At 44.7% G+C, this 13,311-nt stretch carries 7 protein-coding genes; 5 read left to right on the top strand and 2 right to left on the bottom strand.

The features are described from left to right. Nucleotides 1-419: 419 nt before the first annotated feature. Nucleotides 420-5,000, top strand: a complete 4,581-nt coding sequence (locus SDE_RS21120) for a two-component regulator propeller domain-containing protein (protein WP_011467150.1) — start codon at nt 420-422, stop codon at nt 4,998-5,000. 114 nt (nt 5,001-5,114) lie between these two features. Then, complete coding sequence (locus tag SDE_RS03565; protein WP_011467151.1) at nt 5,115-5,894, top strand: DUF481 domain-containing protein; 780 nt, start codon at nt 5,115-5,117, stop codon at nt 5,892-5,894. A 77-nt stretch (nt 5,895-5,971) separates the two neighbouring features. Here the strand turns inward: SDE_RS03565 and SDE_RS03570 are convergent, their stop codons facing one another. Both SDE_RS03570 and SDE_RS03575 read right to left on the bottom strand, forming a co-directional pair. Beyond that, the gene (locus SDE_RS03570) at nt 5,972-7,075 is read right to left on the bottom strand and encodes a phosphoribosylaminoimidazolesuccinocarboxamide synthase (protein WP_011467152.1); all 1,104 of its coding nucleotides are present in this window, start codon (nt 7,073-7,075) and stop codon (nt 5,972-5,974) included. 126 nt (nt 7,076-7,201) lie between these two features. Further along, the gene (locus SDE_RS03575) at nt 7,202-8,362 is read right to left on the bottom strand and encodes an HD-GYP domain-containing protein (RefSeq protein WP_011467153.1); all 1,161 of its coding nucleotides are present in this window, start codon (nt 8,360-8,362) and stop codon (nt 7,202-7,204) included. 210 nt (nt 8,363-8,572) lie between these two features. On the opposite strand from SDE_RS03575, the gene SDE_RS03580 reads away from it, so the two are divergent. The 3 genes from SDE_RS03580 (at nt 8,573) to SDE_RS03590 (ending at nt 13,197) form a co-directional block, all read left to right on the top strand. After that, on the top strand, nt 8,573-10,168 hold the full coding sequence (locus tag SDE_RS03580; protein WP_011467154.1) for a methyl-accepting chemotaxis protein: 1,596 nt from the start codon (nt 8,573-8,575) through the stop codon (nt 10,166-10,168). 162 nt (nt 10,169-10,330) lie between these two features. Beyond that, nucleotides 10,331-11,107, top strand: coding sequence for a transporter substrate-binding domain-containing protein (locus SDE_RS03585; protein ID WP_158303852.1), 777 nt, complete (start codon nt 10,331-10,333; stop codon nt 11,105-11,107). A 374-nt stretch (nt 11,108-11,481) separates the two neighbouring features. Continuing rightward, nucleotides 11,482-13,197 (top strand): DUF4153 domain-containing protein, encoded by a 1,716-nt coding sequence (locus SDE_RS03590; protein WP_011467156.1) that lies wholly within the window; start codon nt 11,482-11,484, stop codon nt 13,195-13,197. Nucleotides 13,198-13,311: the final 114 nt, after the last annotated feature.

Genomic DNA, 13,311 nt, shown 5'->3' on the forward strand with positions numbered 1-13,311 from the left:
GGTATTTATTATCTTCTCGCCGTTGAATAGTGGCTTAAGATATTGCTGTAATGTATAGCATTATTCGTGCCAATGTGTGAATTTGTTTTTATCTTCCATTAAATCAAAGGGTTGCGAGTTTGCGGTGATGGAGGGGGTCATATTTGTGTAAAAAAAATCGTCGCCATATACCCTTTGTTCTCCAGTGCGTGTTTTTGTGCCACTTTGAGTTGACTAAAGAAAGCCTAAGCTTGAGTGAGGCAGGGATGATTGGTTGCTTTTAGTTGACTATAAATAGTGTTTAATAGCGCTTCTAGCTGTGCGCTTAGGCGCTTTGTAACTAAATTAGCTAGCTGAATAATAAAAACAAAAAACGAAATAATATTGAGTTCGGCAGAAGATCGAAACCTAAGGTGTTGTTCCGTCCGTCAGGAGAAATCATGTTGTTCGAGTGTAAAAAAAATCGTAAAAAGCTCGAGGTGCGAAGTGTATTAAAAACTTGGCTTATTGCAATCTGGTGGTGGTTGGCAGGTATGTATCTGCAAGCTGCTGTTGCCGCGCCGCCTGCGAGCCTGTCGTTTAATCATATTCTTGCAAGTGAAGTGGAGAGCGTTGGCTATGTGGTGTCGATCGCGCAAGATAATGACGGTTTTATGTGGTTTGGCGGCGCCAATGGCTTGGCGCGTTTTGATGGGTATGAACTCACTATCTACCGAGCCGGCGAAGGGCAATCCACACTTAGCCACAGCTACATCAACCGTATTCTTATGGCATCTGATGGCCGTATGTGGCTCGCTACACGCAACGGTGTAAACCTTTTTAACCCCGCCTTAGATAGTTTTACCGCTTACCGCTACGACGATCAAAATAGCCTTACTCTTAGCGCAAACGATGTAAACGATATATTAGAAGATTCTGAAAAAAGAATGTGGCTAGCTACGCGCGGAGGCTTTTTTTCGTTTAACCCTGATACCGGTGCGTTTACCCATGTGCCTTTTAAACAGGTATTGGAGCTAGACGCAAAAGCGCAAGCTACCGACGAACTTGTTTGGAAGTGCGTACAGGATAAAAACGGCATTATTTGGTTGGGCACCCATGCCTACGGTGTGGTGCAGTTTGATCCCGCCAGCAACACATTTAAACATTACGCGCATAATAGTGGCGACGACAACAGTATTAGTAATAACGATGTGCGCGAGCTATTTGTCGATTCCAAAAATAATGTGTGGGTTGGCACTTACGGTAGTGGCTTGCATGTTTATGATCGCGAGCGCGATCAATTTAACCGTTTTGAGCATCACTCCGAAGAAAAGAGCAACATCATATGGGATGTGTTGGAAGATAGCGCAGGGAATATTTGGATAGGTGATGGTTCGGCTGCACATGTTCTCGACCCAGTGACGGGCGAATTTTCACGATTTAGGCATTCGGAGAGCGACCCCTCGTCGCCGGGCAACCATGTAGTGAATTCCTTGTTTGAGGATAGTGCCGGCGATATGTGGTTAGGTTTTTTCCCATCCGGGGTGGATGTTGTCGATAAGCAGGCGTCGGCATTTCGCAATTATCGTCACAACCCGTCGAATATAAACAGTGTTGCTTCGGGCGGCATTCTTACTGGCTATGAAGATACTAAAGGCAACCTATGGGTAGGTGCTGGCTATGGGCTTAGTTATTTTGATCGAGCCGCTGAGCAATTTAAACACTATGTACACGACCCAGAAGACTCGGCTAGTTTAAGTGCGAATACAATTTTATCTGTAATAGAAGATAGCCAAGGTACCCTCTGGGCGGGGGTATGGGCAGGCGGCTTAAATAGATTGGATGCTGGCAGTAATAGTTTTATTCGATATTTACCCGAAGAGGGCAATCCTCAATCTCTATTAGGGTGGGAGCCTTGGTCTGTAATTGAAAGCCATGATCAAGCTATTTGGATAGCGTCGGACAAAGGTATAAGCCGATATAACCGCGCTACAGATGACTTCACTCGCTTCGAGCCACCGCTGAATATGCTAGATGGCGATAAAAGTTTATATGCGCGGGTTATTTACGAAGACAGCTTAAATCAAATTTGGGTAGGGTCCACCCGAGGTCTGTTTAAACTTACTCCTGCAACAGGTGAGTTTATTCGTTATAAGCATATTGAAGGAGATACAACTAGTTTAAGCGCAGATTTTGTGAAGTCGGTGTATGAAGATAGCCGCGGTGTATTGTGGGTGGGTACAGATGGCGGGGGCGTAAATAAATTTGATGCAGCCACGCAAACCTTTACTAGTTATACCGTAAAACATGGGCTGCCCAATAATGTTGTAACCGGCATAATTGAAGATGACGAAGGCTACCTTTGGTTTAGTACACAAAAAGGTTTGTCTCGCTTTTTACCGGTTAGTCAAGAAGTGCGAAACTACTCAAGTAAAGACGGTTTAGTGGGTAACCTTTTTAACAGAAATACGCCAGTTAAAACGCGCTCGGGCGAATTGTTTTTTGGTAGTAGTAAAGGCTTTACCTTATTCAACCCGCGCGACCTAAAAGAAAATGAATACTCGCCACCGGTTGTATTAACCGATCTACAAATATTTAACGTTCCGGTTAAATTGGGGCAGCCAGATTCGCCGCTAACCAATACATTGCACTACTCGCAGGCAATCACTTTAGATTATACCCAATCGGTATTTATGTTTGAGTTCGCTGCATTAAATTTTCGCTCGCCAGAAAACAATCAATACGCCTATAAATTGGTAGGGTTTGATGGTGGTTGGAACCACGTAGGAAGTAAGCGTACGGCAACCTACACCAACCTCGACCCAGGCAGCTATCAATTTAAAGTAATAGCGTCGAATAACGAAGGTCTGTGGAATACCGAAGGAACATCAATAAACATTGTTATTTTGCCGCCCTACTGGAAAACATGGTGGGCTTACACCCTATATATTATTTTGTTTATTGTGCTGCTCACTTGGTTTATTCACCAGCAAAGGCAAAAAGTAAGTTTTGAACGACAAAAAGTCGAGCAAGAGCGTTCGGTGGTTCGACGATTAAAACAGCTCGACAAGCTTAAAGATGAATTTTTAGCAAATACATCCCACGAACTGCGTACCCCTCTTAATGGCATTGTTGGGTTAGCCGAATCCTTAATGGATGGCGTAACAGGCCCGCTTTCCCACAAAACCAAGCAAAACCTCGCCATGATAGTAAGTAGCGGAAAACGTTTAGCAGGGTTAGTAGACGACCTGCTCGATTTTGCGCAACTAAAACATAGGGGCATGGCGCTTAACAAAAAAGCTGTAGATATACATGTATTGGTAGACGTGGTGCTATCACTTACTTTACCCATTATTGGTGCGAAGCCAATTGAGCTTGTAAACAATGTAAGTAAACAGTTACCTAAAGTTGCGGCAGATGAAAGCAGACTGTTGCAAATATTGCATAACTTAGTTGGCAATGCGGTTAAATTTACCGATGAGGGCAGCGTTACCATTAGTGCAGAAGTACAGGGTGAAGAAATATGTATATCCGTTGCTGATACTGGTATTGGTGTGCCTGAAAATCGTTTTGAAGAAATTTTTGACTCGTTTAGGCAGCTCGAAGGGGCGTCTAATCGCGTGTATGGTGGAACAGGGTTGGGGTTATCCGTTACCAAGCAATTAGTTGAATTGCACGGCGGTACCATTGGGGTGCGCTCTACCCTAGGTAAAGGTGCCACCTTTTATTTTTATTTACCTCTTAACGCAGCCATAGAAGATGAAGCCGATGGCCAAGAGCCGGAAACTAATAGTGCATACCATGCTCAGCCATCCTGCCCTGAAGAAGAGCTAAACGAGCCGGTAGAAATAAGAGCGCAGGCAGAATCGAAAAGCGATACGGCGCGTACCTATCATATTTTAATTGTGGATGATGAGCCGGTTAATAGGAAAGTATTGGCTAATTACTTATCGTTAAAATACTACACAGTGCACGAAGTGCGATCGGGTATGGAAGCCATTACCTATGTACGTAATGGGCCAAAAGTCGATTTAATTCTGCTAGATATAATGATGCCAAAAATGTCTGGTTACGAAGCGTGTAAACAATTGCGGCAGCAATACTCTGCGAATGAACTTCCCATTATTTTACTTACCGCACGTAGCCAAGTGAGCGATTTGGTTACGGGGTTTAATAGTGGTGCCAATGATTTTATTACCAAGCCTATTGCCAAAGAAGAGTTACTAGCGCGAGTACATACGCACTTGCAGCTGCGCGATATTACCTTGCACTTAGATTCTAAAGTGGCTGAACGCACAGCCGAGTTAGCAGTAAAAAGTGAGAAGCTTGAAGAAACAAAATTAATTTTGCAGGAGGCAAATGACAAGCTCGAACAAGCGAGTTTGACCGACTCGCTTACTGGGCTGCGCAACCGTCGCTTTTTAAATAATTCCATTGTTGCCGATATTGCCATCGCAAATAGAGCCTACAAGGGGTGGGTAAAAGGCGACGCGCCGCTTGCTAGCGATCTTATTTTTATCGTTTTAGATATTGACTGCTTTAAAGAAATAAACGACACCTATGGGCATAGGTCTGGCGACAGGATGCTCGAACAAATAAGCCAGCAGCTACGCTCTTTGTTGCGCGAATCTGATTATGCTATTCGTTGGGGGGGGGAGGAGTTTCTACTTGTTATTCGCTTTGTGGCCAGAGAGGGGGCGGAGGAAGTGGTTGAGCGTATTCGCAGTACCATTGAGGCTTTCGAATTCGAGCTTGATAACGGTGAGAAAATTAAACGCACTTGCTCAATGGGGTACGCTTGTTACCCATTTATCCGAGCCGAGCCAACTGCGCTGAGTTGGGAGCAAGTGATAGATGGGGCCGACCGCGCGCTTTACATAGCCAAAAGTAGCGGGAGAAACTGTTGGGTGGGTATTTCGCAAGGGCCAGCCCCATCGAATGAGCCGCCTGGAGTGTGCCCAGATTTAGGGCTGCGTGTAAGCCAAGGGGAATTTGAGTTAAAGGTCTCGGCGAGGGTCAAAGAGGTGAGTTACGAAGGTTAGTGGTTGATGGCTTGATCGATGGTTGCTGCACTGCGATAATGGCGACCATCTAATGTATTCATTTCGCCTATCTCAACCAAGTAATTGGTATTACTTTCTCAAAAGGACCTTCCTATGAAAAAATTAGCCGTATGCGTTTTGTCAGCGCTCAGTGTTTCTGCGTATGCAGAAGACGATAGCAAAACATGGAGCGCAGATGCTGAATTTGGCTTAATCTCAACGTCTGGTAACACGACTACGTCGTCGGTTAAAGCGAAGCTGGATGTTAGCCAAGAATTAACACAGTGGCGTAACCAGTACATTTTAGAGGGCTTGTACAAGCAAGATGAAGTGGACGTGACGGAAGATAGCGTTACCACTAAAGAAAACCAAACCACAGCACAGAAATATTTTGCTTCGGTACAAGCAGATTATAAGTTGGATGCAGAGCACAAAGGTTTGTTTGTGTATGGGTCTTACGAAGATGACCGTTTTAGCGGTTACGCTTACCAAGGCACCTTTGCGCTGGGTTATTCTGATCGCTTATTTAAAACAGATAAATCGCGTCTAAACTACAGCGTGGGTCCTGGTATTGCATTTAGTAAAACAGAAGACACCGTAGAAGACGATGTGGTTACTGAAGGCGTTGAAAATCAGAATGCGGTAGTGCGTTTTTCTGCTGCGTATTTGTATCAAATTAGCGAAAACGCAAAATTCACTCAGTCGCTAAGTAGTGATGTATCTGCAGACAGTGGTGAAAACTCAAAAACCAAAGCAGAAACAGCATTAACGGCAAATATTAGCAGCGCATTTGCGCTTAAAGCATCGTTTACCGTTAACCACAATACGCACGTACCCGAAGAGAAAAAACACGCAGATACGCAAACGGCAATTACGTTAGTATTTAGTTACTAGGGTTTACAGTCGCTAGTGACTAGTCACTAGTTGCTAGTAATTAGAGTTAAGAAAAGGCGCTCATTTGAGCGCCTTTTTTAAATTATCACATCAAAGTCGCGAGCGAGAATATCGATAATTTCTTGTTTGGGGTTTTCTGAAAGTACGATTTTCTGGCCGGTAATTTTCTCGGCGATATCTAAATAAGTGGAAGACAAATCCATAAATACATCAATGGGCAGGGCGTTGTCTTGCGCTAATGCTTGGCGCTCTGGCATGCGATCTTTATTTAAAAGTATATCTGGGTCTGGAAAGTGACTAAGTAAGGTTTGGCGGAAACCTTCTTTCGACTTTTCAATAATTTTACCGTTGCGATAGTTTTCACCATCCCAAATGCGTGATGAGTCGGGCGTGCCTACTTCATCCATATAAATAAGCTTATCGTTGCCGCTGGCATCTGTTACATAGCCAAATTCAAATTTGGTATCTACAAAAATTTGATCTAGCTCTTCAAGCGCCCCAGAAATTAAATTGAAGCCTTCTTTTAACAGCTTTTCGTACTGGTCTATATCGCTTTTTTGCTTAAATTGAAACGCGGCAAAATTGTTTTCGATATCTGCACGGGTGATATTTACATCGTCTACTTCGGGTACGCCGGGTACACCCTTTAAAATGCCCTTGGTAGAAGGGGTGATGAGTAGCTCTGAGAGTTTCTGGTCTTTTTGCAGCCCGTCTTCAAGGTTAATACCACAAAAGTTGCGCTCACCTTTGCTGTAAGCGCGCCACATAGACCCTGTAATATACTGGCGGCAAATGGCCTCAATCATTACCGGTTTGGCTTTTTGCACTATCCATATAAACGGGTGGGGTATATCTAAAATGTGGCTATCGGCCAAACCGTTTTGACGGAACAGTTCAAACCAATGGTTAGATATGGCGTTAAGCGCCGCCCCTTTGCCGGGTACACCACGTACGTCGCCTTCAGCGTGCCAAATGCAGTCGAATGCCGAGAGCCGGTCGCTAATTACCATTATGGCCAGCGGGGCATCGGCGGCAACGTTATAGCCTTTTTCTTTAATTAAACGAGCACTGTCTTCGGCGGTTAACCAATAAACAGACCGCACCTTGCCGCTGTGTACGGGTTTATCCGTGCGGATGGGCAGGTCGTTGTTAACGGCCAAAACTTGGTGGGCGAGGCTCATAATTGGCTTCCTATTAGGGGCCGCCGCAATGCTGGGCGGTAGGGGTTGTACAATTGGGTAAGCAAAGGCGGCGATAATAACAAAACACAAGCAATCTGACACGAATTGTAGTGTAGCGGGCGATAATTACATAAAGTCGTTTACGTTTATACCCAATGCGGTGGCCTCGTGAATACCCACTATGCGCAGGTCCACCTGAGGCTTAGCAAGATCGATAACAGAGGGGGATTCGTGGTGTTTCGAGCGGTTGTTAAAGAACGTGCGTACTACGGGTTGGTCTGGGGAGCCTTGGCGTGCTGTAATCACAACGCCTATTCGCCCGTTGCTAAGCTCTACAATAGAGCCAACGGGGTAAACCGACATGCAGCGAATAAAGCTGTACACCAAGTCTTTGTCTAGATGGGTGCCGGCTAGTTCATGTAGCAATTTCATGGCTTTAAATGGGTTGCGCCCCTCGTGGTATATGCGAGTGGCTGTAACAGCGTCATAAATATCTACCACCGAGGCAAGGCGCCCATACACGGATATTTCATCTGCTTTGAGTTTATTCGGGTAGCCGCTGCCGTCTAGTTTTTCATGGTGTAGCGCGCATATTTGTGCGGAAATAGGATGAATACCTTTGGTTTGGGCGAGAGTCTCAACACCGTACTCCACATGCTTGCGCATATGCACCCACTCTTCATCTGTGAGCCTACCGGGCTTATTGAGCACGTTGTATGGCACCTTAATTTTACCAATATCGTGTAGCAACCCTCCTGTAACTAGCTGATGAACGGTTTCGCGGTCGTAGCCCAAGTAGCGGGCGAAAACACCTATTAATATGCCTACATTAATAGAATGCTCTAACAGGTATTTGTCTTTATCTTGAATTTGGCTGAGGCACAGTAGGGCATTGGGGTTGCGCAGAATAGAGTTGTTAATTTCGTAGGCCAGCTCTTCAACTGGGCCCAAATCTATCGCTTTGCCCAATTTTACGTTAGTGAGAATGGAACCCACTAGACCGGTGGCGTCACCGTAGACTTTTTCGGCCTTGCGGCGCTCTTCTGTAAGGCTGGTTGTTGGCTCAAGGTTGATAGGGTGATCGAGTACAGGTAGCGCGAAATGAGAGTCCTTACCCTTGGATGTATCAATATATAACTCACCAATGTCGTTGCTACGCAGCTTGGTGATGGTCTCTGTTCGGCGGATCATCCCTTGCTCTAGTAAGCCTGCAGCCTTCAGGCCGGGAGTACTAGAGGACACATACATGCCAACTTCCACTTTGTTAATGGGAATTCGTTTGATCATAGGGGTCTGCAGCTACCTTTATTTGTTCGTTTTATGAGTATAGCAACGCCATTGCGCCGCTGCCGCGCGAGCAGGGTAAATCTACTAAATTTTCTGCGCTATTAAATCGCCCGACTATACTTAAATGAGAGCTTTCCCTAAGCGGAATGTGTTGCACCCCCTATTTTCATCCACATTGTTATTTGATCCCCCTTTATGCAGAGGTACTCAATGCGTTATCAGTTGGCCAATCTTTTTAATAGCTTTCTAAGAGGCTGTGGTATTCGTTCCATAGACGGACAGTTTGCTTTGTCGTTTGCACTTATTATTAGTATGACTTTGGCGTCGCTGATTTCGCTTTATTTATCAATGAGTTCGAGTGCAAATACAGTGGATGTGGCTGGTCGGCAGCGCATGTTAAGCCAGCGACTAGCCAAAGAGGCGCTATTGGTTGGGGCGGGTGTAGAGAGCCGAGCTACCATGCAATCTACCATCGATCTGTTTGAGCGATCACACCGCAAGCTGATATCAGGTGATCAATCAGATGATATTCACCCTCCAGCCACTCAGGAAATAAAGCAAGCCCTTGTGACAGTTGAGAAACAGTGGGCAGAGTACAAACGTTTGGTTAATCACTACGTGTCTGCTAAGGACCCTTCCGTGCTGCCGCAGCTACAGAGAAAAAGCACAGAAGTGCTCACCACTATGAACGGTGCGGTAGGGCTAATGGCGCAAGCAGACGCTGAAAGCATTTATGGCCAGCAATTACTCACGCTGTTTTTCGCCGTAATTGTGTTGGTTGTGGCACTTGTTAGTCGGTTTTTAGGTATGTATTGGCTTATGAATCAGCTGAGATTGCTGCAAACAAAGTTAGAGAAAATGGCCGCAGGAGATTTTTCTACACTCATTAACGAACAGGTGAGCGATAACGAAGTGGGGCGAATGTTCAATGCCTACAACACCATGGCATGCAGAATGGGGGATACCGTTAGAAAACTTGCAGGTTTAAGCGAGGGTATAGCCGGCCGTTGTACCTCCCTTATGGGGGCAACCGAAAATTCTGAAATTGAAGTGAGCAAGCAAACGCGAGAAATAGAGCAAGTAGCAACTGCAATGAATGAAATGAGCACAACCATTTCTGAGGTGGCAGGCCACGCCGCCTCCGCTGCAGATAGCGCTACACATGCTACTAACGAAGCGAGCGCTGGTCGAAGCGTAGTTGAAAAATCGGTAAAGAATATATCGGATATGTCGGCCTATTTGGACGGTGCAGTAACGGTTATGGATCAGCTGGATAATGACAGCCAAGAGATTGGTAAAGTACTAACGGTTATTACCGGTATTGCAGAGCAAACCAATTTACTGGCTTTGAACGCGGCAATTGAAGCTGCGCGAGCGGGTGAGCAAGGCAGAGGTTTTGCTGTGGTGGCCGACGAAGTGCGCACCTTGGCTAAGCGCACGCAAGAGTCAACAGAAGAGATACAAAAAATAATAGAAAGGTTGCAGGCGCAAACGAATAAAGCTGTGCAAGTAATGGAAAGCAGTACTGGCGCCGCGCGCGACAGTGAAAGCCAAATTCAAGAGGCAAGTGCTTCGCTACATCGAATTGCTAGTGCAATTGAAAAAATAGTTGAAATGAGCACCTTAATTGCTACTGCATCGCAGCAGCAATCTCATGTGTCGCACGAGGTTGATAGAAATGTAACGAATATTGCCAACTCTGCAAGCGGTACCCGAGAAGAGGTTAAAAAAGTAAAAGACGCAGTGCATTTATTTAATCAAGATGTTGTTGATTTAAATGAAATGCTGTCTCATTTTAAGGTTTAATAAACTACGTGCTGCACAGCAAAAAATACAATAGGTAAGAATATGATACTAAGATTCCTTTTCGTGCTTGCAGCTCTTGGCCTGGTGTCAGCTAATTGCTTTTCTCAAAATACCATTAAATCCCCAGCGCCAACCCCTTCGGGCTCTAATGTCGCGTTGTTTGTGCTGCATAAAATAGCCGAGGTGCAGGGGGGCTATGAAGTAGTTTACCCATACGAAGGTCAAGAGCGGCCATCATTTGCCAAACAGCTAGCCGACTTCGAAGCTGGTGATTTAGATGTGATGTGGACGTTAGCTAACCGAAAATACGAAGAAGACTACCAAGCAATTTATTACCCATTGTATTACGGCATGTTTGGTTTGCGTTTGCCAATAGTAAAAAACGAGAACTTACATATGTTTCGCGGTGTTAAAACCCTTAACGACCTAAAGCGATTTAAAGTGGGGCAGGGCCTAGGGTGGGCCGATACCGATATATTGCAGGCCAATGGTTTAGATGTTGTTCCGGTAACTAAGTACCCTAATCATTTTCCTATGCTGGAAGGTGAGCGTTTTGATTATTTCCCGCGCGCGATGCACGAGCCTTGGAGTGAAGTGAAAGCATGGTCCAAATACAATTTAACTGTCGACCCTCATATTGTTATTCGCTACAAAGTTGGTTTTTATTTCTTTGTTAAAAAGAAAGATGTAGCGCTAATAAGATACTTAAATGAAGGCATGGCAAAGCTTGAAGAAAACGGTATGCACAAGCAGATATTTCTTGCTGATGAGGAAGTGCAAATGGCATTTAGAAACTCTAACTTGGAAAACCGTATAGTCATTGACTTGGCTAACCCAGAGTTAACGAAAAATACACCCTCAGACGATAGCGGCCTATGGTTAGATATTAATAACCTAGACGAATGGTTGCGCGGGCAGGGCGGGGCGACGCAGGAGTAATTGATTTTTATTCGCTAATTAATTTTTATCAAAGAATAAAAGTTTTTATGTGTCAGGGGCTTTATGCTAGTGGAGTTAAGTAGTCGGCCCCTTTTGCTCTATTGCTACAGTTGGTTTTCTTGCGCTGAAAGACCTTAAACTTAACCCATTAATGAGCCTGTTGGTGTTGTGCTGATAGGGCTAAACATAATGTTCCTCTCTCGGCAATGTTTATTATTGCCCAGCCTAACAATTGAAGTGGCCACTTTCCTCAATTAACGGCTATTCACTGTTCAATTTAATAGTGTTCGCCCATGGTAACTTCGTTTACTATCAACGGCTTATCGCAACCAGCGATAGCATTGGTATTGAAGGATGACAATTAAGGAAAAGCCATGACTCCCCACACAGCAGCCCCGTTACACAAACCACTTCTTTTACTCATATCCCTATTGCAGGGTCTAGGGTTACTGGTTTTACACGAATCGGTTGAATATTCATTTTGGCCGGGTACCTCGTTTGGCCCATTGTTTGGCTTAATTGCATTTGCGCTTATTGCGCCTACTATGCTGTTGCTTACGTTAACCCGTGAAAATGGTGGGCTAAGTGCGAAGTGGATAGCGCCATTTTCTCTTTTGTGTGCAGGGTTAGCTTACTACGTGGGCGTGCAGGCAACGCCGCCGGATAAGGTAGAGTCGGGTGCGCTTATATTTACGTTGGTGGTTACCATGGGGCTGGCAAGTTTTAAGGCGCTTATGTATATCCAGCAACGCGCTGGTCGGCAACACATTACTTACGGCGCATTGTTCACATTATCTTGGCAAAACTTCTTAGTACTTGCGCTAGGCGGGCTGTTTACCCTTGTTATTTTTGGCCTATTAAAGCTATGGGGTGGGCTGTTTAACATTATTGGTATCGATTATTTTAGCGATCTATTTAAACAAAAATGGTTTTTATACCCTGCGCTTTCTTTAGGCTTGGGCTTTGGCATTATTTTATTGCGTAGCCAGTTAGCCATTATTAGTACTATCGCTAATATTTGGCACGTGCTCACTAAGTTTCTTTTGGTATTGTTGGTATTTATCGCGCTTCTCTTTTTGTTGTTCCTTCCCTTCGAGGGGTTGTCTGCGCTGTGGCAAACAGGCAAAGGTAGCTTGTTGCTTTTGTGGTTAATGGCGCTGATTTTATTTTTTATTAATTCTGTATACCAAAGTGAAGAAACCAATAGAGCCTACCCCATTTGGTTGCACCGTTTTATTTATGTCGGCATTGCCTGCTTGCCTATATACAGTGTAATTAGTTTTTACGGTTTATTCGCCCGTGTAGGCCAGTATGGCCTTACGTTGGAGCGCTGCTGGGCGTGGCTAATATGGGGCATGCTTACTTTATTTGCTGCGGGTTACTGTGTAGGCATTATTCGTAAGCGCGACAATTGGGTGGCGCAATTAAGCAAGGTCAACATTGGTATGGGGTTAGTGGTGCTAATGGTTACATTATTAGTAAACAGCCCATTGCTAGATTTTAGAAAATTAAGCGTAAACAGCCAGCTGGCCCGTTTAGATTCGGGCCTTGTAACCATAGAAGAATTCGATTTTCATTATTTTAGAAACCACCTGGCAAGGCCTGGGTATCTCGCGCTTATAGATCTAAAGGCCCGTTATGCCGAGAGCAAACCCGAGGTGGCGCAGCGCATTGAAGAGTTGATGGTAAATAGATGGAGCCGCGCAAGCGTAATTAGCAGCGACCGATTTGCTACGCGTGTTGAGGTGTATCCGCACGGTTACGTGTTGCCAGCAGAATTACTAGATCATATTTACTCTTACCATAAAGACGATTGGCAATTTAAAAATAGTCAAAGTGAGCTGCTAATTGCAATAGATTTAAATGGCGATAATAACGATGAGTTTGTTGTTATATTTAATCAAAAGTTTAGTCGCTACGCTTTTATGCATATTAAAACGGATAGCGGCTGGCAAGTGCAAAACCTTCAGGCCCATAACGTAGGTAATAAGATAGATTTGCTCGAGGCAATAAAAGCTAACCCGCCACAAGCAATAGAGCCTAAGTGGAAAACACTACAAATAGGGGAGCTTAAGTTTCAAGTGCAATAGCCTGCTAGCTGGGGCAATTAGGTAAATGGGTAGCTAGGTAAATGGTTAATTAGGTAAATGTGTAATAGGGTAACCACAAGGGAGTAGACGTTAGCCCCCAAAAGGGTGGGGGCT

This window comes from Saccharophagus degradans 2-40, assembly GCF_000013665.1.
In the GTDB taxonomy this organism is placed as follows: Bacteria; Pseudomonadota; Gammaproteobacteria; order Pseudomonadales; family Cellvibrionaceae; genus Saccharophagus; species Saccharophagus degradans.